The following is an 18,701-nucleotide window of genomic DNA, read 5'->3' as shown; positions in this document are numbered from 1 at the left end:
GGCACACATTCATTATCAATGTAGTGATTCTCGTATCGACTGCGTATCAAATTCAACCACCACTTTCCCGACCTATACCGCAAAAAACCACCGTCGAGAGTCGAAGACGGGGTTACTTCTTCAGGTTCTCTTTGAGGTAGATGCTACTGTACTCGTAATCCCAGTTTGCGTATCCGGGGTCGACGATGTTCTCGACGAAACCGTCGAACTTCTTCGAGTTGACCGGCCAGCGGTATTTCTCGTAGTCACGAAGCATGTACGGCATGTCGAGGTAGATCTTCTCCATCGCCTTCGCGTACTTCTTCGAGCGTTTCTCGGGGTCGGTTTCGCTGTACGCGTCGGAGAGAAGCTTGTCGGAGCTGCCGCCCGAGACGCCGTATCCCGTGGAGTTGTACGCGAATTTCTCCGTATCCTCTCCGGCGTTGTCGGAGTGGAAGAACGAGTGGAGCGACGTCCCGTAGGGGCTGGTTCCGCCCCAACCCATCGGGTACACGTCGAACTCCTCGGTTTCGTACACTCTTCCGGTCATGGTGTTGAACGCGACAGGTTCGGTCTTGACCGGAATACCGACCTGTTGCATGTTCTTTTTCCACTGTTCGATGGCTTTGGCCTCTTGTGGTTGTTCGTTCGGCGGGTCGATGAAGAGGGTGATGGCGTCGCCGTCCATCATCTCCGGGATGGTCTTTCCATCCACACGGATTTCTTTGTCCACCTCTACCTTCGCGTTTTTGAGGTTCTTGGACTTGATGGAGCCGAACGTGTAGTTGTACTTCGCCTTCGACTGGCTGGCATTGACTCCCGAGAACGTCCCCGGGAAGTCCTTCCCGACGTAGGTCCCCTTCGAGCCGTCGATAACGGTCCCATCCGTCAGGAATTTTCGAATTTCTTCGACTTTGGGTTGTTTGCTACCCTTCTTTCCGCGGAAGTCGAACGCGTTCGTCCGCGGGTCCGTGAGGAGTTCGCCGTCGTAGACCGTCTCCGGTCGAACGCCTTTATAACCCGGCGACTGGGCGTAGTCGCCTTTGATGACGTAGCCGCCCTTGAGCGTCTGCACCCAGAACACGTCGTCGTATAGGAACGACATCGCTTGTCGGAGCGCCACGTCGTCGAGCGGGGCGCGACGACAGTTGAAACCGTAGTAGGAGAAACCACTGTCGTACCCTTTTACGAGCCCCTTGTCGTCCGCTTTCTTGACTTGAGAGATTTTCGAAGTCTGGAGACTTCCGTAGTGGGTATCGACCTTGCCGTTCAGGAACGCTTGCGTGAGCGGCGACGTTCCGCCGTACACCTTGAAGTTCACGCCGTCGAGGAACGGACCGCCGTGGATGAGCGTGTCGTGCTCTTTGATCCAGTCGAGTTTGTTGAGCGCGTAGGTGTTCTCGATGTAATCGCGGCGGAACTTGACCTGCATCGAGGTGTCCGGGTTCCACTGGACGAGTTTACCCGGCCCGGTTCCGACGGGACCTTCTTCATTTTCCGTCGTCGGGTCGTAGTTCTTGTAATCGACGCCTTCCCACTTGTGCTTGGGAATGATCGGTGGCGCGCCGAGGACGTCCGCGTCCCACGTACCAACCTGTCGAGACAGTTTGAGGTGGAAGTCCCAGTCGTTTTTCGCCTCCTCGATCTTCTCGTAATCGTTCCAAACCGAGTACTGTCCCGGTTCGTTGTCGAGTTGGAACTGGAAGGAGTACAGGATGTCCTCCATCTTGAACTTCTCACCGTCGTTCCACTCGAGGCCGTCCTTTCGGGCGTTGAAGTAAACATCCGGTTTGTCCTTACCGGTGTTTTTAATGGTCCAGTCGGTGAAGACGCTCGGCTTAACCTCGAACGTCACGGGGTCTTGACTGACACCGTAGTTGTAAACCGGGGCGAGAGCGACCGCAGAGTACACGCTGCCTGCCAGCATGATGTTCGGGCTGTCCGGCGCTTCGGCCATCCCGTATCGAAGCGTTCCACCGGGTTCGATGTCGTCAGGGCTGAGCGAGTTCGTACTCGGCGCTTCTGTTGTCGTGTTCTCGTCACCGCCGTCGTCAGACGTCTTCTCGTCGTTCGTGTCACCATTTCCGGAACAGCCCGCAAGGGAGAGAGCAACTGCACCGGCCCCACTCGCCTTCAGAAAGTTCCTTCGGCTGTCGTCTGCACCACTCGGGTTGCGTCGCCGTGGCATACCAAAGACTTGTAGAAGATGTATTTAAAGTTACTGATTGGCAGAAGGTTTTAGTTTTCCGAGCTTCATAGAGTCTAAAAACCCCGCAAAACTAGTCACTATCTTTCTTGCAAAAGAATCGTTATAGTATTGATTCAACCAGACTAGTCGCTTGTCGCTTGCCGAGCGAGCATCCCATAATATATCGTCCCGGCAACTGCCGTCGACCCCAAGAGGAGGTGTGAATCGGACGACAGCATCCCGGGATTGTTCCGCGTCCAAGCGATGCTAAGCCCGGACCAAAGGCTGGCGACGAAGAATCCCGCAGCCAATAACCACAGTCCCGTCGACTTTCGACCGGAACGAAGGGCGACGATAGCAGTTACCATGACGCCGCCGGCCATCACCGCCAGTACGCTACGCGTGCCAATCATCTCGTGTCAACTGGGAACGAATCGGGTATAAATCACGCGCTTTCGTCGGCAGATTACTCGATACCGAGCGCGGACAGGAGCGCCACCGCCGCCGCATGCGACGACCCCGGGCCGCGTCCGGTCAACAAGTCGCCGTCGGTCTGTACGCTCGTCTCGGCGTCGAGTTCCGCGTCCCACGTTCCGCCCGCCGCTTTCACTTCGTCCTCGACCCAGTACGGGAGTTTCCGACCGTCGGGCATGCAATCGTCATCGTCCACGATTCCCTCCTCCCATTCGTTCGGGAACCCGGTGACGGAACGTCCGTCCACGAGGAACCCACCGTCGCTGTCGCGGGTGAACGCCAACAGTCCGACTGCGTGACAGACGACGAGTGCTTTCTTGTCCCCGGTTTCCACCGCGTCGCGGAGCAATGTCCGGGCGTGCTTGTCCTGATTTACGTCCCACTCCGTTCCGTGCCCGCCGGGGAACACGACGGCATCGTAGTCGTCGGCGCTCGTCGTCGCCAACGGCACCGGGTTTTGAAGCCGAGGATCGGATTCGTTCGTTTCACGAACCCGTTCCGCCGTTTCCTCGCCGACGTTTTCCGGGTCGATGGATCGTTCGTCCACGACCGGCTTGCCGCCGCTCGGAGTTGCGACCGTTATTTCGACACCGGCCTCGTCCAGCGTCTGCAGCGGTTCGATACATTCCTCGCCCCAATATCCCTCTTCGCTCACCACGAACAATGCGGATGGCATGGACGGTACTACCGGGGCGGGACGAATAAGTCGGATGGCACCGGCCGATTTTGAGGGAAATCGACGAAATTGGCCGGTTGAGAACCTCTCAGTGCGAAATAACGAAGCTAATCGGAGTAGTGACGAACAGGTTGGCACCACCGCTGACCGAGACTAAATATCACTACTGTCGTAGACGAGTCGTCTGAAAATAGCGGGAGGTAGATTTGAACTACCGATCTGCGGGTTATGAGCCCGCCGGAATCTCCTGGCTATCCCATCCCGCTACCAGTTTGTACTGCCGTCGCCTAGTTAAGGGTTATGATTCGGCCGCCCTATGTGATTTCGTACCGCGACTACACTCCGAAAAACACATGTTTAACAATGAACAAGACCACAAGAAGTATATCACTGCAGTGCCCGAACTGACTCGAATATGGAGTTCTTGCTCGTTGCGTTCTGGCTAGTCCTCTACTACGTTCTCGCTCTTGCAGGGCTACCGGTCACAGCGGCACTCTTTCGACTATTTCCCGACCGGGGTGCGACGTTCGCACTCCCCGTGAGCCTCTCCGTCATGACGATTGTGACGTACTGGCTCGGTCAGTTCGTTTTCAGCGGTATCACGGTTCTCGTCGCGGTCGTAGTGCTCGCTTCGCTCTCCGTATTGCTGACACGGCGTGCGGTCGAAATCGACCTGCAGGGATATGCGGAAGCGATGGTAGTGTTCACCGTCGCCTTCTGTTTTCTCGTCGGAGTTCGTGCCATCGACCCGGGAATAATCGCGACCGGCGGCGAGAAATTCCTCGACTTCGGTCTCTTGCGGTCTATCATGCGATCGCCCGCGCTCCCCCCGAAGACATGTGGTTCGCGGGTGAGCCCATTCGGTATTACTACGGCGGCCACCTCATCGCCGCGATTCTGACGAAACTTTCGGGAACGCCGCCCCGCTACAGCTACAACCTCGCACTCGCGGGGTTTTACGGCATGCTCATCACCACCGCCTACGGGTTGGCGGGTGCGATAGCCGAGCGACACGGAACGCCTCGCCGCCTCGCTGCCGCCTCTGCCGCCTTTCTCGTCGGATTCGCCGGAAACCTGTTCACTCCGATGCGCTTGCTCGCGGGGAGTTTCCCCCGCTCGCTCCTCGAGGCCATCGCCAAACCGTTAGAGATGAATCCGTCCGCGGTTCCGCTCGCCCCCACCGACTTCTACTATTGGGAAGCCAGCCGCGTGATGGTCGATACGATAAACGAGTTTCCCTTCTTTGCGTACCTGAACGGCGACCTTCACGCCCACATGATGGGACAACCGTTTCTGTTGTTCGTCGCGGCACTCGGCTACGCCGTCTACCGTTCCGACGCCCGATGGCGGCGACTCCTCGTCTTCGGTGTGCTTCCGCCCGTCGTCGCATTCGTGAGCACCATCAGCTTCTGGAGTTTCCCGACCGCGCTCGGGGTCGTCTGGCTCTCGCTCGTGTTCGCGGAAACCCACCCGGCGACCCTCGTTCCGGGCGGTGAACGACTAGTCGCCGTGACCGAACGGTCGCCGTTCGCCGACGAACTCGGCCGTATCGCGATTTCGTTGGTCATCGTCACCGCCGTCGGTTGTCTCTCCCTCGTCTGGGCGGCACCGTTCGTCGTCAACGTGCTGTTCGGGACGGCGGGCACGCGCGGTCTCGGCTTTCTCCCCGACCGGAGTAGCGCCGTCGAGTTGCTCATCGTTCACGGCATGTTCCTCGGTCTGTTCGCGTTGTACCTCGCGACCAATACGCGGTGGCGACGTCGGACCGTCACACGTGCGGGAGCGCTCGTCATCCTACTCGCCCTCCTGAGTTGGCAAGGAGGCGTCGCAGCCCTGTTGCTGGTCGCACCGCTCCTCGTTGGCGGGTGGCTACTGCTTCGCCTCGACGACGGCTTCGGCTTCGAAACGGTGCTGTTGGTGGCCGGTGCGGGCCTCGTCCTGCTCGTGGAGTTCGTCTACGTGAAGGACAACGCCATCCCCGGCCGGTTCAACACGGTGTTCAAGGTGTACATGCAGGTGTGGGTCCTCTGGGCTGTCGCTGGCGGCGTCGCACTGTCCCGACTGCTCGCGGGTGCCATACCGACCGTCCCCACCGTTCACGAAGGACACGTTCCGCCGTCACTCCGCCAGGGCATCGCAATCGTTGCCGCACTTCTCGTGCTGTCCACGTCCGTGTATGGCGTCTTCGGCCTCGGCGAGCATATCGCGTCGGATAATCCAGTCCACCGTGCCGACGACCCAACACTCGACGGACTGGCGTTCGTCTCGACGGTCCATCCGGGCGAGGCGGGTGCGATAGAGTGGCTCGACGCGAGGGACGGACGTCCGCACATCGTTTCCGCACCCGGTGACCCCTACGTCTGGGGAAGCCCCGCGTCCTCGCTCACCGGTCTTCCGACCGTCGTCGGGTGGTATCAGGAGCGGATTTACCGCGGTAATTCGGCCTACGCCGAACGAAAACAGGACGTCGAGCTGATGTTCAGCCCGAACACGGCGTGGACAACCCGCGCCGAAAAACTCGACCGATACGACGTTCGGTACATCTACTACGGCCCGCGGGAGCGAAATCGATACGGTCGAACGGCGTTCAACCGATTCCCCGGCATCCAGCGAGTGTACCGCTCCGGGTCAGTTTCGATTTACCGCGTCAACCAGACGGTTATCGAAGCGCAAGTCGACGAAGCGAATTAGTCGAGCGAGAGGCCCGGATGCCAGCGGTCCACACCGGCTTCCGCTTTCATCTCGTCCATTCGGGCCAGTAGTTTCACCGCGAGGCTAGCCGTCTCCGCGGCGCGGTGTTCTCCCTCGGTTCTGAACTCGCCCGTCTCGCGGTTCGCGTACACCGAACAGACGGCACCCGCGCGGAGGCCGTAGACGTTCGCAATCGTCAGAATCGCGCTCGCTTCCATCTCGATGTTCTTGACGTTCGCGGCTTTTAGGTGGGACACCAACTCGTCGCCGCCTTCCGCGAGGAAGCCCTCGAAACCGGGGCGACCCTGCCCCGCGTAGAAACTGTCCGCGCTCATCGTGATCCCGGTGTGGTAGTCGTAATCGAGTCGCTCCGCGGCGGCGACCAGCGCCGCGACGACCTCGTAGTCCGCGACCGCCGGGTAATCCTCGCGGACGTACTCGTCGCTCGTCCCCTCCTGTCTAACGCCACCCGTCGTGATCACGAGGTCGCCGACGTCCATCTCCGGTTGAATCGCGCCGCACGACCCGACGCGAATGAACGTATCGGCGCCGATTCGCGCCAGTTCCTCGACGGCGATGGCGGCCGAGGGACTGCCGATACCGGTTGACGTGACGCTGATTGGCGTCCCGTCGTAGTCGCCCGTCACGGTCCGGTACTCGCGGTGGAACGCCTTCTCGTCCGCCGAGTCCCAGAACTGCGTTATCTTCTCGACGCGCTCCGGATTGCCAGGGAGAAGAACGGCGTTCGCAACGTCGTCTTCCCCGACTTCGATGTGATACTGCACGTCCGCGTTCGGGTCTTCGCTGTCTTCCATACCACCCACGTTTGGCGCCGCGAAAATAGGTGCTTCGCGTTTCGGGCGGCGAGATTCCCACCGTCCCCCGTTGCCGTCACCCCTCCCATTCCCTTTCCGACGTGTCTTTCGCCCTCAGCCCAGCATGTCTTCGGTTATCGTGTCCGGAAGCAACTCGCCGAGCGTGTACTCCGTCACGTCGTCACCGTGGTCACAGACGACCACCAAGTCGTCGTCACAGAACTCCGCGAGCGTCTGTCGGCACATCCCGCAGGGCGTCACGCCATCCCGGCGTGCGGAACTGACCGCTAAGCGGTCGAATTCACGGTGGCCCGATTTTATCGCCTCGGCGATGGCGACCTCCTCCGCGTGGAGCGAGTTGCTGAAGTTCGCGTTTTCGATATTACAACCCACGTAGACGGTACCGTCCGCCGTTCGAAGCGCCGCTCCGACGGGGTACTCCGAATACGGAACGTGCGCTCGGTCCTGAATCTCGCGTGCCTGCTCGACGAGTTCGTCCATGGAGGACGTGCGGTTCCGGGCGTCAAATAACAACCGACAGCCGAGTCTTTTTATACTAAGACGGGACCAAGCCCGTCGTGTTTCGCCGCCTCGTCTCTCTCGTCCGCGCCCTGCTCGGCACCACACCGAGCGCCGTCTCTGTACGGAGGTATCGAACCGGAATCAACCGACGACGAGAAACGGAACGGCTTCGAAACGAACACCGTAAAAAATCGGTCGTGGCGAACGACCGGCCGCCGCCTCACTCCTCGCCGGATTCGTAGGGTTCGCCCGCGGCGTCCGGGGTTCGCGTGTGTCCGACGAACACCAGCACGATGATGACCGTCACGTACGGGATGACGCCGATGAGTTCCCTCGGAACGCTGAAACCGACCTGCTGGAGTCGCAACTGAAGCGCGTCGAGGCTCGCGAAGAGGAACGACGCGCCGAACGCCCCGAGCGGGTTGTAGTTCCCGAACAGGTAGGCGGTGATGCCGATCCAGCCGCGGCCATCGACCATCGTGGCACCGCTCCCGTTGAACAGTCCCGCCTGTCCGAGCGACAGCCCAGCGCCGCCAATTCCGGCGAGCGTACCGGAAATGAGCACGCTCGCGTAGCGAACGCGATGGACGTCGACGCCGACCGTATCGAGCGCCATCGGGTTCTCTCCGCTGGCTTTCACCCAGCGGCCGAACGCCGTCTCGTTCAGCACGAACCACGTTAGCGGTACGGCGACGAGGAGCATGTACACCGTCGGATTCGCGTCGAAGAGGATCGGCCCGATTACGGGTATCTTCGCGAGAAGCGGGATACGCCAGTTCGAGAGCGTTCCGACGCTCGGACTGTTGATACCGCCCCACAGAATCTTGCTGGCGAACGGCGCGAGCCCCAACGCGATGAGCCAAACGGCGAGTCCCGCGATTATCTGGTCGGCCTTGAACTCGATACAGACGACAGCGAACAGGAGTGCGAAGAGCGCGCTCGCAAGTACTGCCGCGAAGAACCCGAGCCAGAGCGTCGTCTGTGTCGCGCTTCCCGACCCGGCCAGCGCGTTCGCGACCGCGACGCCGGTGAACGCCGAGATGATGAGGTGGCCTTCGAGCCCGATGTTGATGACGCCGCTCTTCTCGGCGAAGATACCGCCGAGTGCGGCGAAACCGATGGGAACGGTGAATCGGAGCGCCGCGCTCACGTAGCTCGCGTTGATAGTACCGACGATTTTGCCGAGTGCGCTGTTCGGGAACACGAGACCGAGAACGGCGAGAACCGCCGCAATAGCGACGGATACCCCGGCGATTCGGAGCCGTTTATTCATCGTCCTCACCTCCCTCGATTCGGGACCCGCCATCCGCGGCGACGGCCCCCGACGGTTCCGGCGTCGTCACCCGTTTACCGATCATCCGGAAGAACTCCGGCATGGCGACGAACAGGATGATGAGCCCTCGCAAGACGCCGACGAGTTGTTTCGGAACGCCGAGCGCGAAGTCGATGGCGAGGCTTCCGCTCTTCAGCATGCCGAACAGCAGCGCCGCCAGCGGGACGCCAAGCGGGTTGTTGCCCGCGAGAATCGTCACCGTGATGCCGTCGAACCCGTAGGACGGGACTCCCTGTTGCCATCGACCGAGGATCATCAGGACGTAGACCGTCCCGCCGATACCGGCGATGGCACCGGAGAGCGCCATGCTCGACACCATCGTTCGCTTCGCGTCCACGCCGCCGTATTCGGCGGCTTCCGGCTGAATTCCGCTCGTCCTGAGGTCGTATCCGAACGCGGTTCGGTGCAACAGCAGGTAGATGCCGACCGCGAGCGCGAGTGCGCCGACGAGCACGAGTATCGAGAACGACGCCTGACTCGGGAACACGATGGGCGACAGCACCGCGGCTCCCGGGACCGGGCGCGTCTCGACGGTCTGGCTCGCCGGGTTCTTGAAGTACTCCGAGACGAGGACGAACGCGATGCCCGTCGCAACGAAGTTGAGCATGATGGTCGTGATGACCTCGTTCGCGTCCGCGTACGCCTTCATCGCCCCCGGAATCGCGCCGTACGCGCCACCGACGAGCGCCCCGACGACCAAGCCGAACGGAATGAGGATGAGACTGCCGACGAGTCCGCCCGGAACGTACGGAGCGACCCACAACACCGACAACGCTGACCCGAGTGCGCCGAGCACGAGCTGACCTTGCGTACCGATGTTGAACATCCCGGCACGGAACGCGACTGCGGCGGCCAGTCCCGCGAACAGGAGCATGCTCGTCTGCCGGAGCGTCACGGCGAGACTGAACTTATCGAGAACGAAGTCCGGCGGGAACAGAGTGGACGTCTGCGGGTTCGCGAACGACCCGACGAAGAGGTACTTGTACACCTGAATCGGGTTGTAACAGAACGACCCCGGTATCGGGAACTGGACGCCCCAGCCGCCGGTTCCCGGAATCGAAATGAGCACCTGCTGCGCGAGGAAGGGGTCGGAACAGGTCGCGACCCATCCCGAGATGAGAATGACGAACCCGCCGACGATGATGGACATGACGAGCGCCGCGAGACTGATGAGCACCCGCTCGACCGCGGACGCCTCGACGAGCCGGGAAAGACCCTGCTCCGCCCGATCTTGCCACGAACTCACTGTGCTTCACCTCGGAGACTCGGTGTGTCCGCCGGATGCTCGCCCGCCATCAGCAGGCCGAGTTCCTCTTCTGTCACACGGTCCGGGTCGACGACGTCCATGATTTCACCTTCGTACATGACTGCGAGTCGGTCCGAGAGCTGCTGTACTTCGTCGAGTTTCGAGGAGATGAGGACGATGGCCTTTCCTTCGGCCCGTAAATCGAGCAGTCGGTCGTGAATGAACTCGATACTACCGACGTCCACGCCGCGTGTTGGGTGGGCAGCGACGACGAGCGACGGGTCGCGGGCGAACTCCCGACCGACGATGAACTTCTGTTGGTTTCCGCCGGAGAGCGATTCCGCCGACGCGTCCGCGTCGGGCGGGCGAACGTCGTACTGTTCGATGATGTCCTCGGCGTGGGCTCGCGTGCCGTCCCAATCGATCCGCCCGTCGTGCGTGAACGGTTCCGAATGCTGGCTTCCGAGCAGCCCGTTCTCCACGAGGTCGAACTCCATGACCAAGCCCTGTTCGTGGCGGTCCTCGGGAACGTAGGCCATCCCGGCGTCGATTCGGTCACGACGGGACATCCCCGTGATGTCGCGCCCGTTGAACGAAATCGCACCTTCGTCCGGCGAGGCCAAGCCGGTGATGGCCTCGATGAGTTCGGATTGGCCGTTTCCGTCGACGCCCGCGATGCCGAACACCTCGCCCTCTCGGGCGACGACATCGACACCTGATACCTGTTCGACGCCGCGTTCGTCCGTTATTCGAAGTCCGGAAACGTTGAGCATCACGTCGCCCGGGTCGGCCGATTCCTTCTCGGTTTCGAGCAACACCTCGCGGCCGACCATGAGTTCCGCGAGTTCCTCGCGGGTTGTCCCCTCGGTATCGACCGAGCCGACGTTCTTCCCGTCCCTGAGGACGGTGATTTGGTCGGCGGCGTCCATGGCCTCGCCGAGCTTGTGCGTGATGAAGATGATGCTCTTTCCCTGTGCGGTGAGTTCGTCGAGCACCGTGAGCAGGTCCTCGATTTCCTGCGGCGTGAGCACCGCGGTCGGTTCGTCCAGGATGAGGACGTCCGCGCCGCGGTACAGCGCTTTCAGGATTTCGACGCGTTGCTGGACGCCGACGCTCACGTCTTCGACGAGCGCGTTCGGGTCCACGTCGAACCCGTACTGGTCGCTTAGCTCGCGCACCTCGCGTACGGCGCGGTCCCTGTCCATCGCCAATCCACCCCACTTTCGGGGTTCGTTTCCGAGAACGATGTTTTCGGCAATCGAGAGGGTATCCACCAGCATGAAGTGTTGGTGGATCATACCGATACCGCTCTCGATGGCGTCTCGCGGCGAGTCGAACTCGCGTGGCTGGCCGTCGACGACGACGCGCCCCTCCGTGGGCTCGTACAGACCGTAGAGCACGTTCATCAGCGTCGTCTTTCCGGCACCGTTCTCCCCTAAAAGTGCGTGAACCGACCCCGGTTCTATCGTCAAATCGACGTTATCGTTTGCGACGACACCCGGGAATCGTTTCGTAATGCCGTCGAGATGTACCGCCCGGCTCATTCTTAATCTGGATTTCCGTCCTACTTGTATAAGCGCGCGGGTTTGCGCTTACTTCTCGACCGTCGTCGGAACTTCGATGTCGCCGCTGATGATCGCTTCGCGGGACTCTTTGACCTTCGATTTCACGTCGTCGGGGATTTCCGACCCGAGGTCGGCGCCGTACACGGCCTCGATGCCGCCTTGCTCCAGGCCGAGAGTGTTGACTTTGCCGCCCTTGAATTCGCCGTCGATGACGTTCTTCGTGGAGCGGTAGACCGCCTCGTCCACCTTCTTCACCATGCTGGCGAGGATGACGTTGCTGAACTTCGCCGTCCCCTTGGCCTTCGACTGGTCGCTGTCCACACCGATGGCGAACCGACCCTTCTGGTTCGCGGCCTTGAAGACACCAGTTCCGGTACCACCAGCCGCGTGGTACACGATGTCCGCGCCGTTTTCGTACATCGAGAGCGCCGCTTCCTTCCCCTTCACGGGGTCGCTGTACGTGCCAGCGTACGCCGTCTTGACCTCGATGTCCTCGCTCGCGTGTGCGACACCGGCCTTGTAGCCTGCCTCGAACTTCTTGATGAGGGGAACCTCCTTGCCGCCGACGAAGCCGACGGTCTTCTTCCCGGACTTCGTGGAGCTTTTGCCCGCGCTGAAGTCCATCTGGGTCAGCTGTCCCGCGAGGTGGCCGACGAGGAACGACCCCTGTTGCTCCTTGAAGACGTAGTTGGCGACGTTCTTCACGAGGTCGCCGTTGTCCGTCTCCGCCACGCTGTCGACGAGCATGAAGTTCTGGTCGGGGTACTGTCCGGCGTTCTTGATGAGGGAGTTCGTCTGAACGTAGCCGATACAGCAGATGAGGTCGTAGTCCGGGCTGCTGGACTGGGCGAACTGGCGCTGGAGGCTCTCCACGTCGGTCGGGGAGTCGGGTTCCGCGTTCTGGAACTGAACGCCAAACTCCTTTTTCGCCTGCTTGATACCCATGTTCGCCATGTCGTTGAACGAGTTGTCGCCGAGGCCGCCCGTCGCGTAGACCATCCCGACGTTCGTGGTGTCCTCCCCGTCGCCGGAGCCACCGTCCGTTCCGTCGGTCGACGTGTTGTCGGTTCCGTCGTCGTTTCCGTCGCCGGAGCCACCGTCACTGGGGCTACTGATACACCCCGCGAGGCCAGCAATACCGAGCGCGCCGCCAGTTTTCATCAATGTTCGACGCCGTTTGTCAATGTTAGTCATCTATGCGTAACCAGACGGGTAATTTGTGATAAACGCGTCGCTTCACGTTTGAAAGGTCGAAAAATAACGGACAGGAGGCTATTGACGGTTACTTTTTTGCAGCGGATACGGCGTTCCCTACGACGTCTTTCGTCTCGGCGACGAGTTCGTCAACGGTCTCGCTCTCGGCGTAGATTCTGACGTACGGTTCGGTGCCGCTCGGTCGAACGAGCACCCACGAGCCATCTGCCCGTTCCGCACGGACCCCGTATTCTGTTTCGACGGTCGCGTCGGGGAACCGCTCGGGAATCGCCGTCTCGACGCGTTCCATCGTCTCGGTCTTCGCCGCGTCGGGGCAATCGACGCTCACCTTTCGATAGGGTCGTTCGGTCACGTCGGCCCGAAGCGCTTCCACACCACCGGCGTCCGCGATGAGTCGGGAGAGCACCGCCGCGCTCACCACGCCGTCTATCCAACCGCCGAACTGGGTGTGGATGTGTTTCCACGGTTCGGCGGCGAACACGACTTCGGTGCCGTCGTCGCCCTCTTCGAGGGCCGCCGCGATGCCCTCGTGAAGCGCACCGAGGCGCACGCGCTCGACGCGACCACCGGCCGCCCGGACGCGCTCGTCGATTCGCGCCGAGGCGTTCGGCGTCGTCACCACCACGGGGTCCTCGGCGTCGCTGGCGTGTGTGTAGTGTTCCGCGAGGAGTGCGACGACGGTATCCTCGTGCACGACGTCGCCGTCCGCGTTGACGAGGACGATACGGTCCGCGTCGCCGTCGTGGGCGAGGCCGAATTCGAAATCGTCCGAGGCGACGAACGAACGCAGGTCGGTCAACGTCTCGGGCGTCGGCTTGCTCGGTCGGCCGGGGAAATGACCGTCCACGTTCGCGTTGAGCGAGATGACGGTCGCTCCCAGCGCCCGAAGCACCTGTGGGGTCGCCACGCTCGCCATCCCGTTTCCGCAATCGACCGCGACGCGGACGCCGTTCAGCGGCGCACCGTACTCGCGTGCGTACTCAATAACCGCGTCCCGGTACGCGTCGAGAACGTTCTCGTTGGTGCTCTTTCCCCACTCGTCCCACGGCCGGGGTGGTTTCTCGTCCTCGACGCCGGTTTCCACGGCGCGTTCCGCGGCCCGGTCGTACTCCTGTCCGTCGTCGAAGAGTTTGATACCGTTGTCCGTCGACGGGTTGTGACTCGCGGTGAGCATGACGCCGCGGCGACCCTGCGAGGCGAACGCGAGCGCGGGGGTCGGAAGTTGTCCCGCACGGCGGACGGTCGCCCCCGCGCTTTCGAGTCCCGCTTCCATCGCGGCGGCGAGCGCCGCGCCCGTTTCGCGTCCATCACGGGCGACGACGAACTCCGCTCCCTGTCGTCCCGCGGCCCGCCCGACGGCGAGAGCGAGTTCGGGCGTCACTCGCTCGACGACATCACCACGGATACCCGCAGTTCCGAACAAATTCATACGGAGGGGGTTCGCACGCTGGTACTTAGGTTCCCGCGATTCCGTTTTACCCCCCAATAACGATATGCCCACCAAGGTCGTAGCGGTTGACATGAACGTACCAAAGCTGACGACGCCGAATGGACTGTTCGACTACCTCATCGGACTCATCATCGTCCTTGCAGCAATCGCGGGACTCTACATCGTCGCGGTGATGAACGGCGTCATCGCTCCGTGGTTCTGAAGGCGCGAAAAGGGTGGGTTACAGTTCGACGCCGCTCGGGATGAGGCTGTGTTGGCGCAACAGGTTGCCTTCGCTGTTGTAGACGAGAAACGTGCTCTTGTCGTACTCGACCACGTGGTCGCCGTTGATGGCGATATCGACGTGATAGCGTCCGTTCGACTCGTCCGTTTCGTCGCCGTACGCACGGGCCGCCCGGATGAATCGGAGCACGTCGTCCGCGTCCTCGTTGAGTTCGAGGATGAAATCGCCCGTCGTTCGATTCGTTACGCTCACCACGCCCGTCGCCGTCGGGTCGTCCAGACTGGCTTGGAGTCGGAAAGTAACGTCCGTTTCGCTCGCATCGAGGAGTTCGTCGGATGGGCCGGTAAGTCGCTCACGGAGCGTGGCGGACGGTCCCTCGAAATCGATGATTACCGTCGGCTTGCGGGGAGTCCCGTCCGCTTCAACCCAGTCGATATTTTCGACGTTCAGTGTGAAATAATCGCGCCTCATTCCGTACGCGAACCTACGTTCTCGCGTCTCATGAACGTAACGCCATATCTCGAAACGAGACCATTACGTCACGTATCATTTCTCACCTCCTCCACACCTCTCGAAACTGAAATTGTCCAGCCATTGATTTAAGTACTCCCACTCCAATGAGCGTGACAAGATACGTCTCACACGTGCGAACGCGAGTCGGTCGGGGACCGACGCTCGAAACACCCGCACGAGGGACAGGGAACAAACATGTCGGGGTTAGCGATAGACGAACTGACCGTTCGCGTCCGTGAGTGGCGACGGACGATTCGCCGCACGGCGGAGATGCTTCGGGGTTCGACCGTTTCGGTCGGCGACTACGACCCGGCGACCCACGGGTCGCTCATCACGTTCACCGGAGTGCCGGGATACGAAGAGGTGGAGCGGTACTGGGTGAACGCGCCGTTCGCGTTCGTCTCCATCAACTACGACTCGGACGCGAACGAACACCTGTATCACGTCGTCGAACCCGAGTTGGATGACGTCGAAGTCGAACTGCTGGAGCGGCTGTTTTCCGACCTGCGCGAGTCGCTCATCTACCGCCGCGAGATGGGTAACGAGACGGCGGAAACCGTCCTCCGCGACGAACTGCGCGAACTGCTCGAAGTGTACGGCGTCGAGGTGAACGCCGCGACCTACTACCGGTTGTTTTACTACCTCTTTCGCTCGTTTCGCGGGTTCGGTAAGCTCGACCCGCTCATCAACGACCCGCACATCGAGGACATCTCGTGTGACGGCTACGACCTCCCCATCTTCGTCTACCACGACACGTACAACGACATCGGGACGAACGTCGTCTACTCGAAGGACGAACTCGACAGCCTCGTCGTCCGTCTGGCCCAGCAGTCCGGCCAGCACGTCAGCGTCGGCGAACCGGTCGTCGAGGCGACGCTCCCGGACGGCAGCCGCGCAGAACTCGCCCTCGGCGAGGAAGTCACGCCGCGAGGGTCGGCGTTCACCATCCGAAAGTACGCCGACGAGCCGTTTACGCCGGTGGACCTGGTGAACTACGGAACCTTCAACCTCGACCAGATGGCCTACCTCTGGCTCGCCATCGAGAACAACAAGTCGCTCATCTTCGCGGGCGGCACGGCGTCCGGCAAGACGACTTCGATGAACGCGATTTCGATGTTCATCCCGCCGCGCTCGAAGGTGCTAACTATCGAGGACACGCGGGAGTTGACGCTGTATCACGACAACTGGCTGTCGTCCGTGACCCGCGACCGGTTGGACGAGGGAACCGACATCACGATGTACGACCTGCTCCGGTCCGCCCTCCGCCACCGCCCCGAGTACATCGCCGTCGGCGAGGTCCGCGGCGAGGAGGCGATGACGCTCTTTCAGGCGATGAACACCGGTCACACCACCTACTCGACGATGCACGCCGACTCGGTGCAGACGGTCATCAACCGCCTCGAAAACGAACCCATCAACGTCCCGCGGGCGATGATACAATCGCTCGACATCCTCTCGATTCAGTCGTTGACCTACGTCGGCGAGGAGCGTTTGCGGCGGACGCAGACGCTCGCCGAAATCAACGGCATCGACCAGCGAACTGGCGATCTGGACTACACGACCACGTTCTCGTGGGAGCCGAGCAAAGACACGTTCCGCAAACGCGACAGCGGCGTGCTAGACGATATTCGACGCGATCACGGCTGGTCGCAGTCAGAACTGCTCACCGAACTCCGCGACAGGAAACTCGTCCTCCAGTATCTCCGCGAAAACGGCATCTCCGACTATCGGCGCTTTACGGGGATGGTCAACGAGTACTACGCCGACCCGGAGACCGTCGTTTCGAACGTCAGGGAAAGCACCGACTCGGCCGTCGCGGAGCTCGACTGATGGGTCTGCTCAACTTCGTCCCGCTCGTCCTCGCGCTCGCGTTTCTCGCTCCCGTCGCCCTCTCGCCAGTCAGCAGGACGGCGTACCGAACCGTCACCCGCGTTTCGCTACAGCTCTTCGGCAGCTACGTCCGCGACGGCGGGGGGAAACGGAACCGCCGCGAGGAGCTGTTGCGGGCGGCGCACGTCGGTGAGACGTACCGACTGTACGCGTCGAAAACGTGGGTGTACACCACACTGGCCACCATCTCCGGCAGCATCATCGGTATCTACGTCGTCGGGCTCGTGTTGGCCGTCCTTTCGGTCTCCCCGGCGACGCTCCGTGCTGAACTCCCGGCGAGGTTGCAGTTTCTCGCCAATCTCGTGGTCGTCCCCTCGATCACTCTCGGCGAACTGTTCGTCCTGCTCGTGTTCAGCAGCGCGACGGTCGGCCTCCTCGGTGGCGCGTTGACGTACTGGCTTCGCTGGGAGTTGCCGTCCTACCGGGGAAACGCCCGCGCCCGGAAGATTGACGGCAGCCTCTCTCGAACGGTCGCGTTCACCTACGCGCTCTCCCGGAGCGGGATGGGAATGCCCGCGATAATGCGGACGCTGGCGCGGAACCGCGACGTGTACGGCGAGGCGGCGGCGGAAGTCGGGGTCGGCGTCAAGGCCATGGACTTGTTCGGACTCGACGTGCTGACCGCCATCAAGCAGATGTCGCGCCAGTCGCCGAGCGAGAAGTTCGAGGATTTCGGCGAGAACTTGGCGAGCGTCCTCCAGAGCGGCCAGAGCCTTCCGACGTACCTAAGCGAGCAGTACGAGCGCTATCAGCGGGACGCGAAAGCCGAACAGGAGTCGTTTCTCGAACTGCTCTCGGTGCTCGCCGAGGGGTACGTCTCGCTGTTCGTCGTCGGTCCGCTCCTGCTCATCACCATCCTCGTCATCATGGGGTTGATGGGCGTCGCCGACACGCTCGACTTCCTCTATCTGATGGCGTATCTGCTCATCCCCCTCGGTAACGTCGGATTCGTCGTGTATCTCGACAGCATCACGGAATCGCTTCGAATCAGCCGCGAGTCGAGGACGACGCCGAGTATCACCGTTCCGACGGTCCGGCGCGTCGCCGACCCGGACGCCGGACGCACGGTGAGCGACGGCGGAACCACCCCGACCAACGTCGAACGATTGGCGACCTACGACCGATTCAAGGACGTTCGGGACGGCCTCGCGGACCCGTTCCGAACCGTCCGCCGGAACCCGGATACGCTGTTGTACGTGACGGTCCCGCTCGCACTCCTCTCCGTCGTGCTTCGCGTCTTCCCCGACCTCGCGGCGGGGACGGCGACGCCCGCGTCCGTGGATGGCGTCGTGATACAAGCCGCGCTGTTCGTCTTGGGGACGTACGCCGTCGTTCAGTGGGCGTACCGTCGCCGGGTTAAAGCGATAGAGGCCGCCGTTCCCGACATGCTCGACCGACTCGCCAGCCTCAACGAGGCCGGGATGACGGTCGTCGAAAGTTTCCGTCGGGTGACGAACAGCGACCTCGGCGCGCTGAACGACGAACTAGAGCGCATGTCGCGCGACATCGAGTGGGGAACCGACGCCGCGACCGCGCTTCGACGGTTCGAGGACAGAATCGACACGCCGACCGTCACGCGGGTCGTCTCGCTCGTGACGAACGCGATGCACGCCAGCGGCGACATCGGGCGCGTCCTTCGAATCGCCGCGGACGACGCACAGGAATCGAGACGGCTCCAGCGCCAGCGCGAGGACGAGATGAAGACCTACCTCATCATCATCTACCTCTCGTTTTTTGTCTTCCTCGTCATCATCGGGGCGCTTTCGGCCATCCTGGTTCCCGCGCTCCGGGACCTTCCCGCCGGAAACGCGGCCGGTGGTCCGGTCGGCGTCGGTGGCCTCGGCAACGTCGCGGCGGTGGACATCCACTCCTACACCATCGTCTTCTTCCACACCGCGCTCGTCCAAGCCGTCGTCTCCGG

General features: G+C 61.8%; 14 protein-coding genes, 1 tRNA gene and 1 pseudogene. 4 read left to right on the top strand and 12 right to left on the bottom strand.

Annotation, left to right across the window (positions count from 1 at the left end; genetic code table 11):
• Positions 1-112: 112 nt before the first annotated feature.
• The 4 genes from BG842_RS07155 to BG842_RS07140 form a co-directional block, all read right to left on the bottom strand.
• On the bottom strand, positions 113-2,167 hold the full coding sequence (locus BG842_RS07155) for an ABC transporter substrate-binding protein (protein ID WP_083252464.1): 2,055 nt from the start codon (positions 2,165-2,167) through the stop codon (positions 113-115).
• Between the two features lie 143 nt (positions 2,168-2,310).
• On the bottom strand, positions 2,311-2,580 hold the full coding sequence (locus BG842_RS07150; protein WP_069450236.1) for a hypothetical protein: 270 nt from the start codon (positions 2,578-2,580) through the stop codon (positions 2,311-2,313).
• Positions 2,581-2,633: 53 nt separating this feature from the next.
• Positions 2,634-3,317, bottom strand: a complete 684-nt coding sequence (locus BG842_RS07145) for a type 1 glutamine amidotransferase domain-containing protein (protein ID WP_069450235.1) — start codon at positions 3,315-3,317, stop codon at positions 2,634-2,636.
• A gap of 191 nt (positions 3,318-3,508) precedes the next feature.
• Positions 3,509-3,583, bottom strand: a tRNA-Met gene (locus tag BG842_RS07140).
• Positions 3,584-3,732: 149 nt separating this feature from the next.
• On the opposite strand from BG842_RS07140, the pseudogene BG842_RS07135 reads away from it, so the two are divergent.
• Positions 3,733-6,008 (top strand): annotated as a pseudogene (locus BG842_RS07135) (DUF2298 domain-containing protein).
• Here BG842_RS07135 and BG842_RS07130 read toward each other — a convergent pair.
• The 7 genes from BG842_RS07130 to BG842_RS07100 all read right to left on the bottom strand — a co-directional run bounded on the left by BG842_RS07130 (position 6,005) and on the right by BG842_RS07100 (position 14,133).
• The gene (locus BG842_RS07130) at positions 6,005-6,823 is read right to left on the bottom strand and encodes a nucleoside phosphorylase (protein WP_069450234.1); all 819 of its coding nucleotides are present in this window, start codon (positions 6,821-6,823) and stop codon (positions 6,005-6,007) included. The pseudogene BG842_RS07135 and the gene BG842_RS07130 overlap by 4 nt on opposite strands.
• A 114-nt stretch (positions 6,824-6,937) precedes the next feature.
• A complete protein-coding gene (cdd, locus tag BG842_RS07125) occupies positions 6,938-7,324 on the bottom strand; it encodes a cytidine deaminase (RefSeq protein ID WP_007978705.1) in 387 nt (128 codons plus the stop codon).
• A gap of 241 nt (positions 7,325-7,565) precedes the next feature.
• A complete protein-coding gene (locus BG842_RS07120; protein ID WP_083252462.1) occupies positions 7,566-8,618 on the bottom strand; it encodes an ABC transporter permease in 1,053 nt (350 codons plus the stop codon).
• Positions 8,611-9,924, bottom strand: a complete 1,314-nt coding sequence (locus BG842_RS07115; RefSeq protein WP_069450232.1) for an ABC transporter permease — start codon at positions 9,922-9,924, stop codon at positions 8,611-8,613. The genes BG842_RS07120 and BG842_RS07115 overlap by 8 nt, the downstream gene beginning before the upstream one ends.
• Positions 9,921-11,468 carry an ABC transporter ATP-binding protein gene (locus BG842_RS07110; protein ID WP_069450231.1) on the bottom strand — a complete coding sequence of 516 codons (1,548 nt, stop codon included), beginning with the start codon at positions 11,466-11,468 and terminating at the stop codon, positions 9,921-9,923. The genes BG842_RS07115 and BG842_RS07110 overlap by 4 nt, the downstream gene beginning before the upstream one ends.
• 48 nt (positions 11,469-11,516) lie before the next feature.
• Positions 11,517-12,650, bottom strand: a complete 1,134-nt coding sequence (locus BG842_RS07105) for a BMP family protein (protein ID WP_069450230.1) — start codon at positions 12,648-12,650, stop codon at positions 11,517-11,519.
• Between the two features lie 121 nt (positions 12,651-12,771).
• Positions 12,772-14,133: a phosphomannomutase gene (locus tag BG842_RS07100; protein WP_069450229.1), complete on the bottom strand. Its 1,362-nt coding sequence runs from the start codon at positions 14,131-14,133 to the stop codon at positions 12,772-12,774.
• Between the two features lie 91 nt (positions 14,134-14,224).
• Between BG842_RS07100 and BG842_RS32465 the strand changes: the two genes are divergently transcribed.
• Positions 14,225-14,356, top strand: coding sequence for a hypothetical protein (locus tag BG842_RS32465; RefSeq protein ID WP_256388509.1), 132 nt, complete (start codon positions 14,225-14,227; stop codon positions 14,354-14,356).
• 18 nt (positions 14,357-14,374) lie between these two features.
• Here BG842_RS32465 and BG842_RS07095 read toward each other — a convergent pair whose 3' ends face one another.
• Positions 14,375-14,848 carry a DUF5793 family protein gene (locus tag BG842_RS07095; protein ID WP_007978721.1) on the bottom strand — a complete coding sequence of 158 codons (474 nt, stop codon included), beginning with the start codon at positions 14,846-14,848 and terminating at the stop codon, positions 14,375-14,377.
• A 237-nt stretch (positions 14,849-15,085) separates the two neighbouring features.
• Between BG842_RS07095 and BG842_RS07090 the strand changes: the two genes are divergently transcribed.
• A complete protein-coding gene (locus BG842_RS07090) occupies positions 15,086-16,720 on the top strand; it encodes a type II/IV secretion system ATPase subunit (RefSeq protein WP_069450228.1) in 1,635 nt (544 codons plus the stop codon).
• On the top strand, positions 16,720-18,701 hold a 1,982-nt coding region (locus tag BG842_RS07085), incomplete at its 3' end, for a type II secretion system F family protein (RefSeq protein ID WP_069450227.1). The genes BG842_RS07090 and BG842_RS07085, both read left to right, overlap by 1 nt.

It is taken from the genome of Haladaptatus sp. W1 (assembly GCF_001723155.1).
Taxonomy (GTDB): Archaea; Halobacteriota; Halobacteria; order Halobacteriales; family Haladaptataceae; genus Haladaptatus; species Haladaptatus paucihalophilus.
The sequence above is the reverse complement of the archived record's forward strand: the minus strand, read 5'-3'. Positions and strand labels throughout refer to the sequence as shown.

Excerpts from the sequence above, each read along its gene's own strand:
- BG842_RS07155 (WP_083252464.1), bottom strand. The coding sequence starts at position 2,167 with ATGCCACGGCGACGCAACCCGAGTGGTGCAGACGACAGCCGAAGGAAC.
- BG842_RS07150 (WP_069450236.1), bottom strand. The coding sequence starts at position 2,580 with ATGATTGGCACGCGTAGCGTACTGGCGGTGATGGCCGGCGGCGTCATG.
- BG842_RS07145 (WP_069450235.1), bottom strand. The coding sequence starts at position 3,317 with ATGCCATCCGCATTGTTCGTGGTGAGCGAAGAGGGATATTGGGGCGAG.
- BG842_RS07130 (WP_069450234.1), bottom strand. The coding sequence starts at position 6,823 with ATGGAAGACAGCGAAGACCCGAACGCGGACGTGCAGTATCACATCGAA.
- cdd (WP_007978705.1), bottom strand. The coding sequence starts at position 7,324 with ATGGACGAACTCGTCGAGCAGGCACGCGAGATTCAGGACCGAGCGCAC.
- BG842_RS07120 (WP_083252462.1), bottom strand. The coding sequence starts at position 8,618 with ATGAATAAACGGCTCCGAATCGCCGGGGTATCCGTCGCTATTGCGGCG.
- BG842_RS07110 (WP_069450231.1), bottom strand. The coding sequence starts at position 11,468 with ATGAGCCGGGCGGTACATCTCGACGGCATTACGAAACGATTCCCGGGT.
- BG842_RS07105 (WP_069450230.1), bottom strand. The coding sequence starts at position 12,650 with ATGAAAACTGGCGGCGCGCTCGGTATTGCTGGCCTCGCGGGGTGTATC.
- BG842_RS07100 (WP_069450229.1), bottom strand. The coding sequence starts at position 14,133 with ATGAATTTGTTCGGAACTGCGGGTATCCGTGGTGATGTCGTCGAGCGA.
- BG842_RS32465 (WP_256388509.1), top strand. The coding sequence starts at position 14,225 with ATGAACGTACCAAAGCTGACGACGCCGAATGGACTGTTCGACTACCTC.
- BG842_RS07095 (WP_007978721.1), bottom strand. The coding sequence starts at position 14,848 with ATGAGGCGCGATTATTTCACACTGAACGTCGAAAATATCGACTGGGTT.
- BG842_RS07090 (WP_069450228.1), top strand. The coding sequence starts at position 15,086 with ATGTCGGGGTTAGCGATAGACGAACTGACCGTTCGCGTCCGTGAGTGG.